Source organism: Sphingomonas sp. 77B, from assembly GCF_056497825.1.
This window is the reverse complement of the sequence record NZ_JBWMBY010000001.1, coordinates 2373096-2392500: the sequence shown is the minus strand read 5'-3', so window position 1 is coordinate 2392500 and position 19405 is coordinate 2373096. Positions and strand designations below refer to the sequence as shown.

General features: G+C 66.9%; 20 protein-coding genes (1 of these 20 running past the window's edge). 13 read left to right on the top strand and 7 right to left on the bottom strand.

Annotated features, from left to right (window positions below; all coding sequences use genetic code 11):
- The 3 genes in view from AC1GI4_RS11300 to AC1GI4_RS11290 are tightly spaced (at most 46 nt apart) and all read left to right on the top strand, a layout consistent with a single transcriptional unit that may run on beyond the window.
- A protein-coding gene (locus AC1GI4_RS11300; RefSeq protein WP_479629561.1) for a glycosyltransferase family 2 protein crosses the window boundary here: on the top strand, nucleotides 1-681 show its 3' portion. The gene continues 324 nt to the left of window position 1, outside the view; 681 of the gene's 1005 nt are visible here — the last part of the coding sequence; its start codon lies beyond the left edge, outside the window; it ends in the stop codon at nucleotides 679-681.
- A complete protein-coding gene (locus AC1GI4_RS11295) occupies nucleotides 678-2156 on the top strand; it encodes an oligosaccharide flippase family protein (protein WP_479629560.1) in 1479 nt (492 codons plus the stop codon). Before AC1GI4_RS11300 ends, AC1GI4_RS11295 begins: the two co-directional genes overlap by 4 nt.
- 46 nt (nucleotides 2157-2202) lie before the next feature.
- The gene (locus tag AC1GI4_RS11290; protein ID WP_433909270.1) at nucleotides 2203-2481 is read left to right on the top strand and encodes a hypothetical protein; all 279 of its coding nucleotides are present in this window, start codon (nucleotides 2203-2205) and stop codon (nucleotides 2479-2481) included.
- Between the two features lie 63 nt (nucleotides 2482-2544).
- Here AC1GI4_RS11290 and AC1GI4_RS11285 read toward each other — a convergent pair whose 3' ends face one another.
- The 5 genes from AC1GI4_RS11285 to AC1GI4_RS11265 form a co-directional block, all read right to left on the bottom strand.
- On the bottom strand, nucleotides 2545-3399 hold the full coding sequence (locus tag AC1GI4_RS11285) for a DUF4167 domain-containing protein (RefSeq protein ID WP_479629559.1): 855 nt from the start codon (nucleotides 3397-3399) through the stop codon (nucleotides 2545-2547).
- Nucleotides 3400-3682: 283 nt separating this feature from the next.
- Nucleotides 3683-4495, bottom strand: coding sequence for a peptide chain release factor N(5)-glutamine methyltransferase (gene prmC, locus AC1GI4_RS11280; RefSeq protein WP_479629558.1), 813 nt, complete (start codon nucleotides 4493-4495; stop codon nucleotides 3683-3685).
- A 177-nt stretch (nucleotides 4496-4672) separates the two neighbouring features.
- Nucleotides 4673-5746 (bottom strand): peptide chain release factor 1, encoded by a 1074-nt coding sequence (gene prfA / locus AC1GI4_RS11275; protein WP_294275344.1) that lies wholly within the window; start codon nucleotides 5744-5746, stop codon nucleotides 4673-4675.
- The gene (hisS, locus tag AC1GI4_RS11270) at nucleotides 5743-7065 is read right to left on the bottom strand and encodes a histidine--tRNA ligase (RefSeq protein WP_479629557.1); all 1323 of its coding nucleotides are present in this window, start codon (nucleotides 7063-7065) and stop codon (nucleotides 5743-5745) included. The genes prfA and hisS overlap by 4 nt, the downstream gene beginning before the upstream one ends.
- Before the next feature lie 48 nt (nucleotides 7066-7113).
- Complete coding sequence (locus AC1GI4_RS11265) at nucleotides 7114-7386, bottom strand: cysteine hydrolase family protein (protein ID WP_479629556.1); 273 nt, start codon at nucleotides 7384-7386, stop codon at nucleotides 7114-7116.
- A 131-nt stretch (nucleotides 7387-7517) separates the two neighbouring features.
- On the opposite strand from AC1GI4_RS11265, the gene AC1GI4_RS11260 reads away from it, so the two are divergent.
- From AC1GI4_RS11260 to ppa, 4 genes are all read left to right on the top strand, one after another.
- Nucleotides 7518-7673, top strand: a complete 156-nt coding sequence (locus AC1GI4_RS11260) for a hypothetical protein (RefSeq protein ID WP_479629555.1) — start codon at nucleotides 7518-7520, stop codon at nucleotides 7671-7673.
- A gap of 46 nt (nucleotides 7674-7719) precedes the next feature.
- On the top strand, nucleotides 7720-8382 hold the full coding sequence (locus AC1GI4_RS11255; RefSeq protein WP_294273915.1) for a DUF1345 domain-containing protein: 663 nt from the start codon (nucleotides 7720-7722) through the stop codon (nucleotides 8380-8382).
- A gap of 81 nt (nucleotides 8383-8463) precedes the next feature.
- Nucleotides 8464-10389 carry a M61 family metallopeptidase gene (locus AC1GI4_RS11250; RefSeq protein WP_479629554.1) on the top strand — a complete coding sequence of 642 codons (1926 nt, stop codon included), beginning with the start codon at nucleotides 8464-8466 and terminating at the stop codon, nucleotides 10387-10389.
- A 110-nt stretch (nucleotides 10390-10499) separates the two neighbouring features.
- Nucleotides 10500-11078: an inorganic diphosphatase gene (ppa, locus tag AC1GI4_RS11245; RefSeq protein WP_007406515.1), complete on the top strand. Its 579-nt coding sequence runs from the start codon at nucleotides 10500-10502 to the stop codon at nucleotides 11076-11078.
- 312 nt (nucleotides 11079-11390) lie between these two features.
- Here ppa and AC1GI4_RS11240 read toward each other — a convergent pair whose 3' ends face one another.
- Entirely contained in the window at nucleotides 11391-12485 is a 1095-nt protein-coding gene (locus AC1GI4_RS11240; RefSeq protein WP_479629553.1) for an alkene reductase, read from the bottom strand.
- 64 nt (nucleotides 12486-12549) lie between these two features.
- Here AC1GI4_RS11240 and AC1GI4_RS11235 point away from each other — a divergent pair, with 64 nt between their 5' ends.
- The 6 genes from AC1GI4_RS11235 to AC1GI4_RS11210 all read left to right on the top strand — a co-directional run bounded on the left by AC1GI4_RS11235 (nucleotide 12550) and on the right by AC1GI4_RS11210 (nucleotide 18842).
- Complete coding sequence (locus AC1GI4_RS11235; protein WP_479629552.1) at nucleotides 12550-13521, top strand: DMT family transporter; 972 nt, start codon at nucleotides 12550-12552, stop codon at nucleotides 13519-13521.
- A 15-nt stretch (nucleotides 13522-13536) separates the two neighbouring features.
- Nucleotides 13537-14211, top strand: a complete 675-nt coding sequence (locus AC1GI4_RS11230; protein WP_294273908.1) for a COQ9 family protein — start codon at nucleotides 13537-13539, stop codon at nucleotides 14209-14211.
- Between the two features lie 248 nt (nucleotides 14212-14459).
- Nucleotides 14460-14711, top strand: a complete 252-nt coding sequence (locus tag AC1GI4_RS11225; protein ID WP_479629551.1) for a FeoA family protein — start codon at nucleotides 14460-14462, stop codon at nucleotides 14709-14711.
- A 16-nt stretch (nucleotides 14712-14727) separates the two neighbouring features.
- Nucleotides 14728-16587 (top strand): ferrous iron transporter B, encoded by a 1860-nt coding sequence (feoB, locus tag AC1GI4_RS11220; protein WP_479629550.1) that lies wholly within the window; start codon nucleotides 14728-14730, stop codon nucleotides 16585-16587.
- 20 nt (nucleotides 16588-16607) lie between these two features.
- Complete coding sequence (gene ssb, locus AC1GI4_RS11215; protein ID WP_479629549.1) at nucleotides 16608-17213, top strand: single-stranded DNA-binding protein; 606 nt, start codon at nucleotides 16608-16610, stop codon at nucleotides 17211-17213.
- 54 nt (nucleotides 17214-17267) lie between these two features.
- Complete coding sequence (locus AC1GI4_RS11210; protein WP_479629548.1) at nucleotides 17268-18842, top strand: sensor histidine kinase; 1575 nt, start codon at nucleotides 17268-17270, stop codon at nucleotides 18840-18842.
- 114 nt (nucleotides 18843-18956) lie between these two features.
- Here the strand turns inward: AC1GI4_RS11210 and AC1GI4_RS11205 are convergent, their stop codons facing one another.
- Nucleotides 18957-19349, bottom strand: coding sequence for a response regulator (locus AC1GI4_RS11205; RefSeq protein WP_479629547.1), 393 nt, complete (start codon nucleotides 19347-19349; stop codon nucleotides 18957-18959).
- Nucleotides 19350-19405 lie beyond the last annotated feature (56 nt).

The following is a 19405-nucleotide window of genomic DNA, read 5'->3' as shown; positions in this document are numbered from 1 at the left end:
GACGCGCATCCGGATCATGGCGTCATCGGCACGCAGATCTGGACGATCGATGCGCAGGGGCATCGCCGCAGCGAACCGCCGGTCGATCATCCCTTGTCCGCCGACGTCATCGCCGCCGCCTTGCCGCTTTGCCATCCTTCCGTGATGATGCGCCGTGACGTGTTGAAAGCCGCAGGCGGCTATCGGCCGGCCTATCGTCACTGTGAGGATTACGACCTGTGGCTTCGGCTGGCGGAGCGGACACGGATCGCCAATCTGCCCGAGCGGCTGCATCTCTATCGCTATTCACCGTCGCAAGTGTCGCACCGGCATGTCCTGGCCCAGCGTTATGGCGTGGCGGTGGCGCGGCTGGCCCGGGTGGAGCGTGCCGAGGGGCGCCCCGACCCTTCGGACGGCTGGACCGCCCTTCCCCCGATCGAGACGCTCGATGCCGTCTTCGGGCGGCCGGGTGTGGTGCGCGATGTCCGCGCCGAAGTGGTGCGCGGGCTCCTATACGCGCCGAACGTGATGGCGGGAGAGGGGCTGGCCTGGATCGCCGCGCATCTTGACGATGTGCGGCGGACAGGTGGCGCTCCCGTCGCCGGGCTTTGGCGCGCGGTGGCGCGGCTGGCGCGTCACCATCAGCCACTGGGCGCGATCCGGCTTGCCGGTCTGCTGACCCGGCATCGGATCCGGCGATGAGCGGGTCTTCGGTACGCGGCGCGGCGCTCTGGTCGATCGGGGCTCAATATATCGCCTTTGCGATCCAGTTCGTCGTCAGCGTGGTCATCTCGCGCTTCTTCCTCAGCCCGTCCGAGATGGGGCTTTTCTCGATCGCGCTGTCCGCCGCGATGCTGGTGTCCGCGCTTCAGGATTTCGGCATCCGGCGCTTCGTCGCGGGCGAACGCGACCTGACCGAGGAGCAGTTGCGAACCTGTTTCTCGGTGTCGCTGATCTTTGCGCTGGGCATCGGGCTCGTCATCCTGGCGCTCGCCTGGCCGGTGGCGCGATTCTACGACAATGCCCGGCTGACCCCGTTGCTCGTCATCATCGCGGCCTCCTATCTGATCGTGCCCTTCGGCATCGTGCCGGGCGCGATGCTGCAGCGACGGATGGACTATTATTCCATCTTCCTGACCAGCGTCGGCGCGGCGGTGGTCAACGCGGTCTTTTCGCTGGCGCTGGCCTGGGCGGGCTATTCCGCCTTTGCGCTCGCCTGGGCCGCCGTCGCGCAACAGGCGGCGCGCGCGGTGATCGGCCAGTGGCGATCGGGCATCCGGCCGCCCTTCCCGCCCAGCCTGAAGGGGATCGGGCCGATCCTGCGCTTCGGGTCGAACAGCTCGCTTCTGTATATCAGCGACGCGATCAGCTCGCGCAGTCCCGAACTAGTCATCGGGCGCATCCTGACCCTGACCGCGGTCGGCCTGTACAGCCGCGCCTCCAGCCTGGGCGCGCAGTTGCAGATGCTGGTCAGCGGCGCGGTCGACGGCGTCTTCTACCCCGCCTTTGCCCGACTGCGCGATGCGGGGGCCGATCTGGCCGCTCCCTATCAGCGGGTGGTCGCGGCCTATAGCGGGGTGACGTGGCCCGCCATGACCTTCCTGGCCACCGCCGCGACACCGATCGTGCTGATGCTGTACGGCCCGCGTTGGGCCGGGGTGGCGCCGCTGCTGAGCTGGATCGCGCTGGGCCAGCTGTTCTTCGCCGCCGTGCCGCTGCACTTCGAGCTGCCCATCCTGCTGGGGCATATCCGGCGGCTGATCGTCGCCAATGCGCTGGACACGGTCGCGTCGATCGGGCTGCTGATCCTGGGCGCGACGGTCAGTCTGGAATGGGCGGCGATCTCGCGCATCGGCTATGGGATCATCTGGTTCGGGCTGTATGCTACGTTGATGAAGCCGCTGACCGGCTTTGCCTGGCGCGGGATGCTGATCGTCTATGCGCAGAGCCTGCTCGCCACGCTGGCGACCGTCGCGCCATTGCTTGCCGTCTATCGCTGGGTCGCGCCACCCGAGACGGTCGGGTTCACGTTGCTGAGTGTGAGCGCGGCGCTGGGCGTGCTGGCGTGGCTGGCCGTCGTCTATGCGGTACGGCACCCGATTCGGCACGAGATCGATGCGATCCTCGGGGGCATCTGGGCCAGGCTGCCCATGGGGCGGTTCCGCCGCGCGGGCTGACCGGCCTTGCTTGCCGTGCGGCCATGCGATGCGCATAGTCGGCGGCATGTCCCCTCCTCCACCCGGACTCGACGATCCCGAGCAGGCGGCCTTTGCCTGGGCGCGGTTCCGCATGCTGATGGCGTGGATGACGGTCGCCGCCGCCGTCGCGGTCGGATGTTCGATGATCGCGCTGGCCGAGGTCTATGGCCCGCTCAACTGGGTGACGATGCTGGGGGTGATCGGCGGGATCGGCGGCATGGTGATGCTGACCGGCGCGCTGATGGGGCTGGTCTTCCTGAGTTCGGGCACCGGGCATGACGAGGATGTCGACCGGCGGCCATAAAAAACCGGCCCCCGCACGCGATGCGGAGGCCGGTCCCTTATCATTCCGAAGTGTCGGGGGCGATCAGCCCGCCGCTGCCTCCGGCTCCACCGGGGCCGCCGCGCGGACGCGACGACGGCGGGGCTTTTCTTCCACAGCCGCTTCCGCCTCGGGCGCGGCGCTCAGCGCCGGCGGCAGGCGATCGGCGTCGAAGCCGGTCTGCTCGCCCGCGTCCTGCACGTCGGGGGCACGCTCGCGACGCGGACGACCGCGACGACGGGGCGCGTCCTCCTCGGCCTGCGGAGCGGACGCGACCTCGGCGACCATGGCGGGCGCGGTCACGACCGGCTGCGCATCCTCGGCCGCGACCGGCTGTTCGGCGCGCATCGGGCGGCGATCCTCGCGCGGCTCACGGCGCGGACGATCGTCGCGATCGCGCCGGGGACGCTCTTCGCGCTGCTGATTGTCGCGCGCATAGGTTTCGCGCGGCTGGTTCTCGCGCTGTTGGTTCTCTCTGGGCTGGCGCTCGCGGCGCGGCTGCTCGGCCTCGCCCTGCTGCTCGCCGGGGCGGATCGGATCGCCCTCGTCGCCATAATCCTCGGCATCGTTGTCGAAGCCGTCGTCATACTGGTCGTCGCGCGATTCCTCGCGCTGGCGGCGCTGATTCTGTTCCTCGAAGCGCGAGCGGGTTTCGCTCAGCACCCGGAAATAATGGTCGGCGAATTGCCAGTAATATTCGGTGTTGACCCGATCGCCCTGACGCTGCGCCTCGGTCGCCAGATTCTTGTACTTTTCGTACAGCTGGCTGGCGTTGCCACGCGCGCGGTTGTCGATGCGATTGCCATTGTCGGAACGGCCGGGATTGCCGCCCGGACGCTGCCCACCATTATTATTGCCGCCACGACCGCGACGGCGGCCGGCCTGCCGATTATTGATCAAGCTGTTCGTCCTTAGTCGTCAAACCAACAAGGTCCACTTTTCCCGACACCGCGCGCGATTCGCGCGATGCGAAGCTGTCGCACCCGATTTCGGGCGCTGCCACGGCCGCCGGACAGCAGCGACTGCATGACGAAGGGTATGGGCATCGGCCCGAAGCAACGACTCCGAAAAAACGATGCCCCGAAAAACGGTGACAATGCCGATGTTCGCGTGCCCCTGCACCCGCTCTAGCGGGTTAAACCGGGGTCCTTCAAGTGAAATATGGGGCATCATCGGCGAATGTTCAATGCGCGAGAAGCGCGCGGGGCTGCCCGCCCAGGTCCCGGTGCAGCGAGACGGTGAAACCTTCCCGCTCCAGAAGCGCCGTCACCGCCCCGGCCTGTTCATGCCCGATCTCGATCACCGCCGCCCCGCCGGGGGCCAGCAGACGGCGCAGTTCGGGGGCGAGCAGGTGGTAATCGTCCAGCCCGTCGGGCCCGGCGAACAGCGCGGTGCCGGGCTCGTAATCCCGAACCTCGGGCGACAGTGCTTCTGCCGTACCGATATAGGGCGGGTTGGTGACGATGCAGTCGAACGGCCCGGCCAGTCCGGTCGCCCAGTCGCCGCATACGAACCGCGCCCGGTCGGCGAGGCCACAGGCCGCGGCATTGGCGACGGCGTATCGCAGCGCCTGCGGAGAACGGTCGACACCAAGCCCCTTCGTCTCCCGCCATTCATCGAGAAGGGCGAGCAGCAACGTGCCCGGCCCCGTGCCCAGGTCGAGCAGGGTAGCGGGCGGATGCCCCTTGAAGTACCGAAGTGCCGCGTCGACCAGCGTCTCGCTATCGACACGCGGCACCAGCGCGCCGGGCCCGACCATCAGGTCGAGCGTCCAGAAACCGCGCGTGCCGGTGATATAGGCGACCGGCTCCTGGGCGGCGCGGCGCTCGACCAGCGGCCAGAATGCGTCCGGCACGGCGCGGGTCAGGTCGAGCAGAAGCGCGTTCCGCTCGATTTCCAAGGCATGGGCGAGCAGCAATTCCGCATCGAGTCGCGCGGTGGGGGAAAAGGTGAAACGCTCGGCAGCTTGCACAAGCGCGGTACGGGCGTCGGTCACGCCGCCATCTTACCCCGGCGAATGCCGGAATGTGAAAGACATGGGTTCGCGCGGAGGCGCGGAGGCGCGGAGATGTCCGGCATGGGGCAACGCCTGGGCGCGCTCAACCGGCGGAGATGAAGAGCCTGCGGCGCGGCGGGCCAGCCCCCTCCGCGTCTCCGCGTCTCCGCGCGAACATCAGCCATCGAGCGCGGCGAGCCGTTCGGCTTCATCCTCCGCCAGCAGCGCGCCGATCAGTTCGTCCAGTTCGCCCTCCAGGATTTCCGGCAGGCGGTGGAGGGTCAGGTTGATGCGGTGATCGGTCACGCGCCCTTGCGGGAAGTTGTACGTCCGAATCCGCTCCGACCGATCGCCCGAGCCGACCATCGACCGCCGCGCGCCCGCGCGCTCCGACGCCAGCCGCTCGCGCTCCGCCTCGTACAGGCGGGTCCGCAGTACCTTCATCGCCTTGGCGCGGTTCTTGTGCTGCGAGCGTTCGTCCTGCTGGATCACGACCAGCCCGGTCGGGATATGCGTGATGCGGATCGCCGAGTCGGTGGTGTTGACGTGCTGGCCGCCCGCCCCCGACGAGCGATAGATGTCGATACGCAGATCCTTGTCGTCGATCTGGAGGTCGACCTCCTCCGCCTCGGGCAGCACCGCCACGGTCGCCGCCGAGGTGTGGATGCGCCCGCCCGATTCGGTGACCGGCACGCGCTGGACGCGGTGGACGCCGCTTTCGAACTTCAGCTTGGCGAACACGCCCGCCCCCGCGACCGAGGCGACGACTTCCTTGTAACCGCCGGTATCGGGGACCGAGGCCGAGATCACCTCGACCCGCCAGCCCTGCCGCTCGGCATAGCGCTGGTACATGCGGAACAGGTCGCCCGCGAACAGCGCCGCCTCGTCCCCGCCGGTCCCCGCGCGGATTTCGAGCATCGCCGCACGTTCGTCGGCGGCGTCGCGGGGCAGCAGCGCGAGCGCCAGGTGGCGATCCGCCTCGGCCAGTGCATTGCGGTTGGCGTGGAGTTCCTCCGCCGCCAGCTCGCGCAGCTCGTCATCGCCATCCTGCGTCATGAACGCCAGGCTGTCGGCCTCCTGCCGTAACCGGCGCACCTCGGCGGCGGCGTTGGCGACCGGCTCCAGCTCGGCATATTCCTTCGATACCGCGACGAAGCGATCCGAGGGCAGGTCGCCCGTCGCCATCATCGCCTGGAGTTCGTCGCGTCGCGCCTCGATCTGCGCGATCCGCTCCGCCGAGATGGTCTTCATCGCGGGGTCAGACGCTGCGCCAATGGAGGAAGCTGTTCACCATGATCCTCGGCGACTTCGTCCTCGAACAACAGGTCGGACAGACTCTGCGCCACCGTGTCGAGCGAGACGGTCGCCTGCTCGCCGGTCTTGAGCGCCTTCACCTGCACCTGGCCGTTCGCCAGCTCGTCATCGCCCAGGATCAGCGCATAGCGCGCGCCCTGGTCGTTCGCCTTGGCCATGCGACGCTTCATATTGCCGCGAAACGCCATGTCGGTTGCAACGTCCGCACGGCGCAATTCGGCAACCAGGCCCGTCGCACGCAATTCCGCCGCCGCGCCCATCGGCACCACCACCGCGTCGATGACCGGCTTGGCCGGTTCGTCGAGCAGCATCGCCAGCCGCTCGACACCCGCCGCCCAGCCCACACCCGCCGTCGCGGGACCGCCCAGCGACTCGATCAGCCCGTCATAGCGGCCGCCCGCCAGCACGGTCCCTTGCGAGCCCAGCCGGTCGGTCACGAACTCGAACGCGGTGTGGCGGTAATAATCGAGACCCCGGACCAGCCGCGCATTGCGCGTCCAGGCGACACCCGCCGCATCGAGCCCGGCGGTCACCGCCTCGAAGAAGGCACGCGCCTCGGGCGTCAGATAGGCGTCGATATCGGGCGCGGCATCGGCGATCGGCCGGTCGCGCGGGTCCTTGGAATCGAGGATGCGCAGCGGATTCTTCTCCAGCCGCACCAGACTGTCCTCGGACAGCTGATCGCGATGCGCCTCGAAATGCGCGACCAGCGCGTCGCGCCAGGCATCGCGCGTTGCGGCATCGCCCAGCGTGTTGAGCTGCAACGTCACGCCCTCGGATATGCCCAGTTCGCGCAGCAGCTGGTCGGCCATCACGAGCAGCTCGACATCCGCCGCCGGTTCGGCCGCGCCCAGGATTTCGGCGTCGATCTGGTGGAACTGGCGATAGCGCCCCTTTTGCGGGCGCTCGTAACGGAACACTGCGCCCGACGTCGCGAGCTTGAGCGGCGCATATTGCTGCCACCCCTCGGTCAGATAGGCACGCGCGATCCCGGCGGTGAATTCGGGGCGCAGGGTGAGCAGGTCGCCGCCGCGATCGGGGAAGGTGTACATTTCCTTCGACACGACATCGGTCGTCTCGCCGATCGAGCGAGCAAAGACCTGCGTATCCTCGAACACCGGCAGGTCGAGCCGCTGGAAGGCGTAGAGGCCATGGACATGCTCGAAGGTGGCCAGCGCCTGCGCGAAGCGGCGCTGTTCGTCGCCGAAGATGTCCTGCGTGCCGCGCACGCGCTTGGGGGTTTCGATCCGTGCCATAGAGGTGGCGCTATCTAAGGTAGCGAAGCCCCGTGCGCTAGAGTGCGATCACGCGCTCCGGGACAGCCAGTCAGTGAGCGCCAGTTCGGTGGTGGGGCGGGTCTCCGCGCACATGCTGTGCCGCATGATCTCCAGCGCCCAGCGGCGATGCGCGTCGCTCTCGCTGGCGACGGTATCGCCCGGCACCCCGGCCTTCCGCAATGCCACGATCCGAGGCGCCGCCGCCTCGACGGGTTCGCGGAATTCCTCGCCCCCCTCGAAATCCAGGTCGTTAATCATGTCGATGATGAGGAGCGCAGTGGCATGAGGGGCGTAGTCCATGGTGGAACATTGCCACACCCCGAAACCTAAGACACTGACATAGCACAATATCCCCAGGCACTTCGCCCCCACTTTCCCTGAACATGAGAGCGCGTAGAATGGCGGAAGGAAAGCCATCGGGGGACAAGGCTATGAAGGCGATGCTGACGGCGATACTAGCCCTCTTGCTGGCAGTGCCTGTGCTGGCCCAGTCGCCATCCTGCCGCGACGATCCCACACAGCCGCGCTGCGTGGCGACAGGCATTCACCTGCCGGATTACATAGTACATCTGGCCAGTTCCTATTGATCGCCCCCATAGCCAGACCCGCCCCGGCCAGCGTACACCGCCGTCCATGACCACCCACCGCTGGCAGCGCCTTCAGACCCGTATCGGTGACCGGATCGCGCCGCCGCGTTTCCTGCTATTCGCGCTGATCCTGATCGCGGCGGCGGCGGGGCTGGTGCCGGTTCTGGGGATGACGCGGGGTATCCTGACCGGGTTCGATGCGGCCGCGCTGTTGTTCATCGGATCGCTCTTGCCGCTGCTGCGTCAGGGACAGGCCGCGAAGATGCGGGCCCGCGCCGCGCGCAACGATGCCAATCGGGCGGTGCTGCTCGTCTTTTGCGGGATCGTGCTGTTCGTCGTGCTGGTCGCGGTGGGCGGCGAGTTGCGCGGGCGGAGCAGCGTCGTCACCATCGCGCTGGTCGTCAGCACCCTGATCCTGGCCTGGCTGTTCTCCAACATCGTCTATGCGCTGCATTATGCGCACCTGTTCTACAGTGCAGGGGACGGGGGCGATGCGGGCGGCCTGCAATTCCCCGACACGGCAGAGCCGGATTATTGGGACTTCCTGTATTTCTCGGTGACGCTGGGCATGACGTTCCAGACGTCGGACGTGTCGATCGCCTCGCGCCGGATGCGGCGGGTGGTGACGGGCCAGTGCCTGGCGGCGTTCATCTTCAACCTCGGCGTCATCGCCTTCACGGTCAATGTGCTGGGCGGCGGGTCGGGTTGAGACAGCCCGAAAGGGTCTGGACGACTGGCCTATCGGGTGCCTAACCTGCCGCCATCTCCTCGTCGCCGCAAAAGGCCCTTCATGATCCGCCATTCGCTTCGCTCCGTACTTGTCGCCGCGCTGCTCGCCTCCTCCGCCGTTGCCGTCGCCCAGGTGCCGCCGGGCAACTCCGCGCCCGCCGCCCAGGCGCCCTTCGTCAACACCATCCCCGATGCGGTCGACACCCCCTATCCGGGCACGATCAAGCTGGTCGTCGACGCGACCGATACCGAGCGCGGCATCTTCCGCATCAAGGAGACGATCCCCGTCGCCAAGGCAGGGCCGATGGCGCTGCTGTTCCCCAAATGGCTGCCCGGCGCCCACTCCCCGCGTGGCGAGATCGAGAAGCTGGCGGGCCTGGTCATCAAGGCGAACGGCCGCATCCTGCCCTGGACGCGCGACCCGGTCGATGTCTTCGCCTTCCATATCGATGTGCCCGCGGGCGCCAGCCAGCTCGACCTGACGTTCCAGTTCCTGTCGGCGACCAAGCCCGACCAGGGCCGCATCGCCGTCACCCCGACGATGATCTCGCTACAGCCCAATTCGGTCAGCCTCTATCCGGCGGGCTATTATACCCGCCAGATCCCGATCCAGATGACCGCGACCTTCCCCACCGGCTGGACCGCGGCGGGCGCGGTTCCGGCCAAGGCGTCGGGCTCGACCTACACCTATGACACCACCAATTACGAGATCCTGGTCGATTCGCCGGTGCTGGCGGGCAAATATGGCAAGGTCTTCCCGCTGACCCCGCAGGTGAAGCTGAACGTCTTTGCCGACAACGCCGCCGAGCTGAACGCCAAGCCCGAACAGATCGCCGCGCACCAGCGCCTGGTCGACCAGGCGGTCAAGACCTTCGGCGCGCAGCATTACGACCATTACGAGTTCCTGCTGTCGATCAGCGACCAGCTGGGCGGTATCGGGCTGGAGCATCACCGCTCGTCCGAAAACGGCGTGACGCCGGGCTATTTCACCGAATGGGATGCCGGGCCGGGCCGTCGCAACCTGTTGCCGCACGAGTTCACCCATAGCTGGGACGGCAAGTTCCGGCGCGGCGCCGACCTGTGGACGCCCGATTTCCGCTCGCCGATGCGCGACTCGCTGCTGTGGGTCTATGAAGGCCAGACGCAGTTCTGGGGCTATGTGCTCCAGGCGCGCTCGGGTATGGTGTCCAAGCAGGATACGCTGGACCAGTATGCCTCGATCCTCGCCATCTATGACACCGCGCCTGCGCGGCAGTGGCGCAACCTGCTCGACACCACCAACGACCCGATCATCTCGTCGCGCAAGCCCAAGGGCTGGACCAGCTGGCAACGGTCGGAGGACTATTACAATGAAGGCCTGATGGTCTGGATGGAGGTCGATGCGATGCTCCGCCAGAAGTCGAACGGCACCAAGTCGATCGACGACTTCGCCAAGGCGTTCTTCGGCATCCGCAACGGCGACTGGGGCGAGGTGACCTACACGTTCGACGATGTCGCCGCGACGCTGAACAAGATCGTCCCCTATGACTGGGCCGAATTCCTGAACCGCCGGATCACCGAGACGGGCCAGCCCGCCCCGATCCAGGGCTTTGCGATGAACGGGTACAAGCTGGTCTATACCGACCAGCCGACCCCGACCTTCAAGCAGGGTGAAAAGGGCAGCACCAACGTCACCTATTCGCTGGGCCTGTCGGTGGCGAACAGCGGCGAGGTGACCAGCTCAATTTGGGACAGTCCCGCATTCAAGGCGGGCATCGATGTCGGCACCCAGATTCAGGCGGTAAACGGCGAAAGCTATAGCGGCGATCGCCTGAAGGCCGCGATCCTGGCGGCCAAGGACCCGAAGAAGCCGGTCAAGTTGGTGATAAAGAACCAGGATGTCTTCCGCGAGGTGACGATCGATTACACGGGCGGCCCGCGTTACCCGCATCTGCAGAAGGTCGGGACCGGCGAAACCGGGCTGGATCGTCTGCTGACGGCGCGCTGAGCGCGGACTGACCGACATCTATCGACAGGCCATGGCGGGTTGCGCTATCGCGCCCGCCATTGTTTTTCCACCGGAACTCATCCGGCCCCTAGGCAAGAAAGACCGATTCGATGCGCATCGACCTTATCCCCGTCGGCAAGAGCCCGCCCGACGACATCAATGTCGTGATCGAGGTGCCGACCGGCGGCGAGCCGGTGAAGTATGAGTTCGACAAGGCGTCTGGCGCGCTGTTCGTCGACCGCATCCTGCACACGCCGATGCGCTACCCGGCCAATTACGGCTTTGTCCCGCACACGCTCAGCCCCGATGGCGATCCGCTCGACGCGCTGGTCGTGTCGCGCACGCCCTTCATCCCGGGCTGCGTCGTCCGCGCGCGCCCGATCGCGGTGCTGAACCTGGAAGACGAAGCCGGTGGCGACGAGAAGCTGGTCTGCGTGCCGGTCGACTCGACCTTCCCCTATTATTCGAATGTCGGCGGTCGCGACGACCTGCCCGAGATCGTGTTCCAGCAGATCGAGCACTTCTTCACCCACTACAAGGACCTGGAGAAGAAGAAGTGGGTACGTATCGGCACCTGGGGCGACCGTGACGAAGCGCGCCGCATCGTCGTCGAGGCGATCGAGCGCTACGAGGACGCCAAGGCCAAGGGCGAAGAGCCGCACGACCACGACGTGCCCGGCCGCGAATAAGCGATCTGGTTTTCGGTTCGAAAAACGCCTCGGTGCCACCCGCACCGGGGCGTTTTTCGTTGAACGCTTGCACGCCCCCCTTCTTCCTCCCCTCCCGCAAGCGGGGGGTTGGGGAAGGGGAATGCGGCAGCTTGAGGAAAGGCCATCCCTTGGCCTTCGACATCGCTCAGGCCGAACGGGCGTATTCGGAATAGTGCCGTACCCCGGCAAGGGCCAAGGTCCGGACGCCACCCGTTCGGCCGCTCCATCCGACCGGCGCATCGCGACGGGGCGCAGATGTGGTCGGGGCGAGAAATCCCCCGCCCCGAACCGTCACGCCGCCCGCGCGGCTTCGTCGAGCGTGGGGTAATCGATATACCCCTCCGGGCCCTGGCTGTACCAGGTCTTCATGTCGCCTTCGTTCAGCGGCGCATCGGTGCGCAGGCGTTCGGGCAAGTCGGGGTTGGCCAGGAAGGTCCGACCGAACGCGATCCCGTCCGCCACACCCGAGTCGAGTGCTTCTTGCGTCTTTTCCCGGCTGTCGTAATCGCTGTTGAGGATCAGCGGCCCCTGGAAGACCTCGCGGATCTGCGGCGACAGCTTGGGCACATCGGTGTTTCCGAAGGTGCCATCCGGTCCCGGCTCGCGCAGTTCGAGAAAGGCGATGCCCAGCTCCGACAGCATCTTGGCGGCGGGCACGAAGACCGAGGCGGGGTCGCTGTCGTCCACGCCCTGGCTGTCGCCGTTGGGCGAGAGGCGCACCGCGACGCGCTCCTTGCCCGCGACCGAGATCACGCGCTCGGTGATTTCGCGGAGCAGGCGGATGCGGTTCTCCGGCGAGCCGCCATATTCGTCCTCGCGGTGGTTGGCGCCGTCGCGCAGGAATTCATCGATCAGATAGCCGTTGGCGGCATGGATCTGCACCCCGTCGAACCCGGCGGCGATCGCATTGCGCGTCGCCAGCTCATACTCGTCGAGCAGGCGCGGGATTTCCGATAGCTCCAGCGGGCGCGCCGTCTCGAAATCCTTCTTGCCCTCGAAGGTGTGCGCCTGCCCCTCGGTGCGGGTGGCCGAGGACGACACCGGCTGCATCCCCGTGACCGAGCTGTGGACCTGGCGCCCCATGTGCCAGAGCTGGGCGACGATCCGCCCGCCCGCCTTGTGCACGGCGGCGGTCACCGGCTTCCAGCCTTCGACCTGCTCATCGGTCCACAGGCCCGGCGCATAGGGCCAGCCCAGGCCCTCGCGGCTGATGCCGGTCGCCTCGGAGATGATGAGCCCCGCGCTGGCGCGCTGGGCGTAATATTGCGCCATGATCGGCGTCGGCACCGCGTCGCGTGTGGCACGCGCGCGGGTCAGCGGCGCCATGAGGATACGGTTGGGAGCGTGGATCGCCCCGAGATCGATGGGATCGAACAGCGTTGGCATCAAATGCAATCCTTTTGCGGCCTTTCCGGCCTGACGCAACGCAGATAGGGCGTTAAGGGAGCCCATGCCCGTGTCCGCCCCCCCAAGAAAAACTGAACGACCTGAAAGCGATGATCTTTCGGGTCGGAGCGGGACCACCACGCCGCCGCTGGCCTTTGCCGCGGTCATCATCGCCAATGTCGCACTCGCCTTCGGGCCGCTGCTGGTTCGCATGGCCGATACCGGGCCGGTCGCCGCGGCCTTTTGGCGGATCACCCTGGCCGCGCCCGTGCTGGCGATCGTGGCGCTGATCTCCCCCGCGCGACCGCGTCTGCCGGGCAAGGGGCAGGCCGGGCTATGGGCGCTGTTGCTGGTCGGCGGTATCGCCTTTGCGGGCGATCTGGGCACCTGGCATATCGGTATCCGCCAGACGACGATGGCCAATGCCACGCTGTTCGGCAATTCGGCGACCTTCATCTTCCCGCTCTATGGCTTCCTGGTCGCGCGCGCCTGGCCCTCCCGGACCCAGGGCATCGCGCTGATCCTGGCGGCGATCGGCGCGGGGCTGTTGATGGGGCGCAGCTATCAGGTCGATCCGCGCCATTTGGTCGGCGATCTGCTGTGCGTGCTGGCGGGCATCCTCTACGCTCTCTATTTCATCCTGATGTCGCGGGTGCGCGTCGCGATGCCGCCGGTTCCCGCCCTCGCCTGGTCGACCATGGCCAGCATCGTGCCGCTGTTCGTCTTCGCCACGCTGCTGGGCGAGCGGGTATGGCCCGATCACTGGAGCGCGCTGATCCTGCTCGCCCTGGGGAGCCAGATCATCGGCCAGGGGTTGATGATCTATGCGCTGGGCCTGCTCAGCCCGCTGGTCGTGGGTCTCGCGCTGCTGGTTCAGCCGATGGTGGCGACGGCGATCGGATGGCTGGTATATGGCGAGACGCTGGCGCTGCCCGATCTGGTCGGCGTCGCGATGGTCGCCGTCGCGCTGGTGCTGGTCCGGCGCGGATCGACCAGGACGGTTGCCAGGACGGGCGCCAAGGCCGAACGACAGTGACGACGGGTGATTGATATGACCGAGGCTGCCATGACCGATGTTCACGACCTGACTCTCGACGAGGTGCGCGTGGCGCTGGCCGAGGGGATCGCGTCCAATGCCGCATTCGACGGCTGGGGCGACGATGCTCGCGACATGGCGGCGGATGCGGCCGGAATCGACCGCGACATCGCCCGACTCGCCTTCAAGGACGGGCCGGTCGCTATGATCGATGCCTGGTTCGCCGCGATCGACCAGGCGATGGTCGAAGCCGTCCCCGCCGAACAGGCAGCCCAAATGAAGATCCGCCAGCGCATCACCGCGCTGGTCGAGGCGCGCCTGGCCGCCGCCGCCCCCAATCGTGAGGCACTGCGCCGCGCGCTGACCATCCTGGCGATGCCGCAGAACGCGGCCATGGGCGCCCGGCTGGGCTGGCGCACGGTCGATGCGATCTGGGCGCAGGCGGGCGATACCGCGACCGATTACAACCACTATACCAAGCGCGCGACGCTGTTCGCGGTCTATGCCGCGACCATCGCGGTGTTCCTGAACGACGAGAGCGAGGATCATGCGGACACCCGCGCCTTCCTGGCCCGCCGGATCGAGGGGATCATGCGGTTCGAAAAGTGGAAGGCCGGGGTCGCCAAGCGGGGCGAGAATATGCCCAGCCTGTCGCGGTTCATCGGGCGGTTGCGGTATCCGGCGGTTTAAGTTTTCCCTTCGACTTCGGCGCACAGCGCCGAAGTTTATCCTGAGCGGCTGGCTTGCCAGCCAGCCGAAGGGCTCAGGCTGAACGGGGCGGGGGAGTGAGTCTGGATACCTACCTCCGTTCGCACTGAGCAAAGTCGAAGTGCACACCCTGCCCTCGGCCCCACGCCCCGAACCCCTACCCCCAAACCCAACACCCATTTCACCAACAGGTAATTGATAATCAGTCGCACCGGCGTTATGTAGTCCGCATGGCGATGCTCAGCAGTCTCGAAACCCTTCCCCGGCGGCAACCGGCGACCGTGGCCGCGATCGACTGGACCCAATTGGCGTTGCCCGAGGCGCGGCGTCTGCGCGAACTGGGTTTCGACGAAGGCGTCGGTGTCGAGGTGCTGCACCGCGCGACGCTGGGCAGTGGGCCGATCGCCTGCCGGATCGGCCGGATGACCGTGGCGCTGCGTCGCCGGGTTGCGGCCTCGATCCGCGTCGCGACCGGCGCTTGAGGCGCATTCCAGCATAATGAACGCCGCACCGCTGGTTGCGCTCGTCGGCAATCCCAATGCCGGCAAAAGCGCCCTGTTCAACGCGCTCACCGGCGCGCGACAGAAGGTCGGCAATTATCCCGGCGTCACCGTCGAGCGTCATTCGGGCCGACTCGTGCTCGACGACGGTCGCCCGGTCGAGCTGGTCGATCTGCCCGGCGCCTACAGCCTCGACCCCGGCAGCCTGGACGAACAGGTCACGCGCAACGTCGTCATGGGATCGCAGGCAGGTGAGCGCCGCCCCGATGCGATCGTCATCGTGGTCGACGCCGCCAATCTCGACAATCACCTGCGCTTCGCGCTCCAGCTGATCGCGCTCGGCCTGCCGGTGGTGGTCGCGCTCAACATGGTCGACCTGGCCGAGCGGGACGGGCTGACGCTCGACGCCGATATCCTCGCGCGCGAGCTGGGCGTGACGGTCATCCCGACCGTCGCCGTGCGCCGTCGCGGGCTGGATGCCCTCAAGGCCGAGATCGATCGACTGGTCTCCGAGGAGCGCGCGCATCCGATCGGCGCGGCCGACAAGATCGATGATATCGTCACGCTGCAACGCCGCGCGCGCCAGATCGCCGCCGCCGCGACCGTGGCCGAGACGCCGACGCGCCGCTGGACGCACATGCTCGACTCGGTCGCGCTGCACCCCATTTTCGGGCCGATCCTGCTGGTCGGGCTGCTGTTCGTCATGTTCCAGGCGGTCTTCGCCTGGTCGCAGACGCCGGTCGAGTGGATCGAGGCCGGATTCAAATGGCTGGAGATGCAGGCAAGCGCCCTGCTGCCCGACGGCTGGTTCCGCAGCCTGGTCACCGACGGTCTGATCGCCGGGGTCGGTGCGGTCCTGGTGTTCCTGCCGCAGATTCTGATCCTGTTCCTCTTCATCCTGATCCTGGAGGCGACCGGCTATATGGTCCGTGCCGCCTTTCTGATGGATCGGCTGATGGCGCAGGTCGGGCTGTCGGGGCGGGCCTTCATTCCGCTACTGTCGTCCTTCGCCTGCGCGGTGCCCGGCATCATGGCGACGCGCACGATAGACGATGAAAAGGACCGGCTGACCACCATATTGATCGCGCCGCTGATGACCTGCTCGGCGCGCCTGCCGGTCTATACGATCATCATCGGCGCCTTCATTCCGGATCGGCAGGTGGTGCCGTTCGTAGGCCTTCAGGGGCTGGTGCTGCTCGGCCTCTATCTGATGGGTATCGTCGGCGCGTTCGTCGCCGCGCTTCTCCTCCGTCGTACCGTCACCAAGGGCGCGTCGTCGGGCTTCATGATGGAGATGCCCAAATATCAGTGGCCGCATCTGCGCGACGTGTTGCTCGGCCTGTGGAGCCGCGCGCTGATCTTCCTGAAGCGTGCGGGCACCACCATCGCGCTGACCACCGTCATCCTGTGGGCGCTGCTGTCCTTCCCCAAGCCGCCCGAGGGGTCGGGCATCTCGCCGGTCGATTATTCCGTCGCGGGCCGCATCGCCAGCGGCATCGAGGTCGTGGTGCGCCCGATCGGCTTCAACCGCGACATCGCGCTGGCCCTCGTCCCCGCCATGGCGGCGCGCGAGGTCGCGGTGGCGGCGATCGGTACCGTCTATGCCATCGACGATACCGAGCATGAGGGCGGACAGAAGGCGATGACCGACAAGCTCAAGCGCAACTGGTCACTGCCCACCGCGCTCGCCTTCCTGATGTGGTTCGTCTTCGCGCCGCAGTGCATTTCCACGATCGCGGTGACGCGGCGCGAGACGAATGGGTGGAAGTGGCCCGCCTTCATGGTAGGGTATCTCTTCGTGACCGCCTATGTCATGGCGGGCATCACATACTGGCTGGCCGTTTTCGCCGGCCTCTAGGCAAGATACAGGACTGATACATGGCGGGCAGCGTCAACAAGGTGATTCTCGTCGGCAATCTGGGACGCGATCCCGAGAGCCGCTCCTTCCAGAATGGCGGCAAGGTGGTCGAGCTGCGCATCGCCACGTCCGAATCGTGGAAGGACCGCAACAGCGGCGAGCGCAAGGAAAAGACCGAGTGGCACACGGTCAAGATCTTCAACGAGGGTCTGGCCAACGTCGCCGAGCGCTTCCTGCGCAAGGGCTCGAAGGTCTATATCGAAGGCGCGCTGACCACCCGCAAGTGGCAGGACCAGCAGGGTAACGACCGTTATTCGACCGAGGTGACGCTGCAGGGCTTCAATTCGGTGCTGACCATGCTCGACGGTCCCGGTGGCGGTCAGGGCGGCGGCGGCCGTGGCGGCAGCGACTTTGGCGGTGGCGATGATTTCGGCGGCGGCGACTTCGGCGGCGGGTCGAGCGGCTTTGGCGGTGGTTCGTCGGGCGGCGGTTACGGTGGCGGGTCGCGTGGCGGTTCGGGCAATTCCGGTGGCGGCACAGGCCAGAGCGGGAACGGCGGCAACCGTGGCGGGTTCGGACAGGGCGGCGGCTTCGCCGACGATCTGGACGACGACGTGCCCTTCTGATCGAGCATGACAGTCGGCCCGGGTGCGGCAATGCTCAAGGAGGACGAGGATAGAATGGCGACCGGCCACGCAAATGGGACGATCCAATGCCCATTGGCGGTGCCGGAGTCGATTCGCGCCCAGGTCATCCAGGCCGATGACTTGGCGGGGTATCGTGACAGCGGCGGCCTGGACGACCTGGCCGCCTATGCCGCCGAACTGTGTCGAACCGAGGTGGCGCTGGTCAGCCTGGTCGAGGAGGCGCGACAGAGCTTCCTGGCCGCCGTCGGATTCGACCGGCCGGAAACCCACCGCGACACGTCCTTCTGCGCCTATGCCATGCTCGGGGACGAACCCGTCATGGTCGTGCCCGATGCGCGCGCCGATGCGCGCTTCGCCGATATGTCGCTCGTCGCGGGCGACCCGCATATCCGCTTCTACGCCGGTGCGCGGCTGATCTCGCGCGAGGGGGTGCCGCTTGGCGCCATCTGCGTCATCTCGGGAACGCCGCGCCCCGAGGGGCTGACCGACTTCCAGCGCCGTGGCCTCGAAATTCTGGCGACCGCGGTCATGGGCCGCTTGCAGGATCGCCGAGCCCAGCTCGAGCATGTCCAGACCGTCGAGGAATCGAAGGCCCGGGTCGCCGACAGCGAACAGCGATTCCGCACGCTGGCCGACACCATGCCGCAAATGGTCTGGTCGACACTGCCCGACGGCTTCCACGACTATTACAATGCCCGCTGGTACGATTTCACCGGCATGCCCGACGGCTCGACCGATGGCGAAGCGTGGAACGGCATGTTCCATGCCGACGACCAGGAACGCGCCTGGACGCGGTGGCGCCACAGCCTGGCCACTGGCGAGCCCTATCAGATCGAGTACCGCCTGCGGCATCGCGACGGCACCTATCGCTGGGTGCTGGGCCGCGCGCTGCCGATCCGCGATGCCGACGGGCATATCACCCGCTGGTTCGACACCTGCACGGACATTCACGAACAGAAGCTGGCGCTGGAAGAGCGCGAGATCGTCAGCCAGGAGCTGAGCCACCGGATCAAGAACATCTTCGCGGTAATCTCCGGCCTGATCGCCTTTGCCGCGCGCAGTCATCCGGGCTTTGGCGGGATCGCCAGCGACCTGCGCGACCGGATCACCGCGCTGGGCCGCGCCCACGACTTCGTCCGCCCGCACAGTCCCCAGTCCCAGCCCAAGGCACGGCAGGACTCGCTGCACGGCCTGCTCGGCGACCTGTTCGAGCCCTATCGCGGGGACGAGCAGACGCCCCGCATCACCGTGGCAGGCGACGACGTGCCGGTCGACGACCGATCGGCGACGCCGCTGGCGCTGTTGTTCCACGAACTGGCGACCAACGCCGCCAAATATGGCGCGCTGTCCGTCCTGACCGGGTCCGTCATCCTGACCGTGCAGCGGAACGGGGAGATGGTATCGCTTCGCTGGCAGGAATCGGGCGGCCCCAAGCTCCATACCGCGCCCGAGCGGGCCGGGTTCGGCTCGCAATTGGTCGAGCTGTCGGCGGTGCGACAACTGGGCGGCAAGGTCCGCCGCGATTGGGAGCGGGACGGGCTGGTCGTGACGATCGACGTGCCGCTGGCGGCGTTCAGCCGTCCACCGGGCACGGGGCCTTGTCGCTGAGGGAGACACACTGGATCTTGACGACAGCGCATCGGTTCAGGCGAGCCCCTCCCTTGAAGGGAGGGGGTAATTCTATCTCGGATGATCTCGCTCTATTTTACGCCGACCCGCGTCTTACATTGCGATGCCCAGCGGGATCACGTCTTCGGACACCGCCTGCTCCGCGCCGGTCGCCAGAGCGGCAGCGGCAAGGATTGCCCGCTCGCTGAACGGCTTGCGGATATAGCCCAGGGCCTCGACGTCGGTGCCGATCTGCGACGGGTTCGCGGTGACGAACACGATCTTCACGCCATAATCCTCAGCGATCCGGCGCGCGATTTCTGGACCCGTCGCACCATCGCGCAGGTTCACGTCGACAAAGGCGAAGGTGCAGCCCGGTGCACATTCCATCGCGGTGCGGCTATCCGCCGCGATTCCAGCCACTTCATAGCCGGCATCGGTCAGAATGCGCTCCAGATCGAGGGCCACGAATATCTCGTCTTCCACGATCAGGGCAGTTTGGCTCATGTCAAATTCCCGTCACTTTCCGGGTCAACCATCTTGATCGAGATAAAGTTCCGCTA

Excerpts from the sequence above, each read along its gene's own strand:
- AC1GI4_RS11260 (WP_479629555.1), top strand. The coding sequence starts at position 7,518 with ATGAAGGCGATGCTGACGGCGATACTAGCCCTCTTGCTGGCAGTGCCT.
- AC1GI4_RS11255 (WP_294273915.1), top strand. The coding sequence starts at position 7,720 with ATGACCACCCACCGCTGGCAGCGCCTTCAGACCCGTATCGGTGACCGG.
- AC1GI4_RS11225 (WP_479629551.1), top strand. The coding sequence starts at position 14,460 with ATGGCGATGCTCAGCAGTCTCGAAACCCTTCCCCGGCGGCAACCGGCG.
- AC1GI4_RS11295 (WP_479629560.1), top strand. The coding sequence starts at position 678 with ATGAGCGGGTCTTCGGTACGCGGCGCGGCGCTCTGGTCGATCGGGGCT.
- feoB (WP_479629550.1), top strand. The coding sequence starts at position 14,728 with ATGAACGCCGCACCGCTGGTTGCGCTCGTCGGCAATCCCAATGCCGGC.
- ppa (WP_007406515.1), top strand. The coding sequence starts at position 10,500 with ATGCGCATCGACCTTATCCCCGTCGGCAAGAGCCCGCCCGACGACATC.
- AC1GI4_RS11290 (WP_433909270.1), top strand. The coding sequence starts at position 2,203 with ATGTCCCCTCCTCCACCCGGACTCGACGATCCCGAGCAGGCGGCCTTT.
- AC1GI4_RS11205 (WP_479629547.1), bottom strand. The coding sequence starts at position 19,349 with ATGAGCCAAACTGCCCTGATCGTGGAAGACGAGATATTCGTGGCCCTC.
- AC1GI4_RS11250 (WP_479629554.1), top strand. The coding sequence starts at position 8,464 with ATGATCCGCCATTCGCTTCGCTCCGTACTTGTCGCCGCGCTGCTCGCC.
- hisS (WP_479629557.1), bottom strand. The coding sequence starts at position 7,065 with ATGGCACGGATCGAAACCCCCAAGCGCGTGCGCGGCACGCAGGACATC.
- AC1GI4_RS11235 (WP_479629552.1), top strand. The coding sequence starts at position 12,550 with ATGCCCGTGTCCGCCCCCCCAAGAAAAACTGAACGACCTGAAAGCGAT.
- ssb (WP_479629549.1), top strand. The coding sequence starts at position 16,608 with ATGGCGGGCAGCGTCAACAAGGTGATTCTCGTCGGCAATCTGGGACGC.
- AC1GI4_RS11240 (WP_479629553.1), bottom strand. The coding sequence starts at position 12,485 with ATGCCAACGCTGTTCGATCCCATCGATCTCGGGGCGATCCACGCTCCC.
- AC1GI4_RS11265 (WP_479629556.1), bottom strand. The coding sequence starts at position 7,386 with ATGGACTACGCCCCTCATGCCACTGCGCTCCTCATCATCGACATGATT.
- AC1GI4_RS11210 (WP_479629548.1), top strand. The coding sequence starts at position 17,268 with ATGGCGACCGGCCACGCAAATGGGACGATCCAATGCCCATTGGCGGTG.
- AC1GI4_RS11230 (WP_294273908.1), top strand. The coding sequence starts at position 13,537 with ATGACCGAGGCTGCCATGACCGATGTTCACGACCTGACTCTCGACGAG.
- prfA (WP_294275344.1), bottom strand. The coding sequence starts at position 5,746 with ATGAAGACCATCTCGGCGGAGCGGATCGCGCAGATCGAGGCGCGACGC.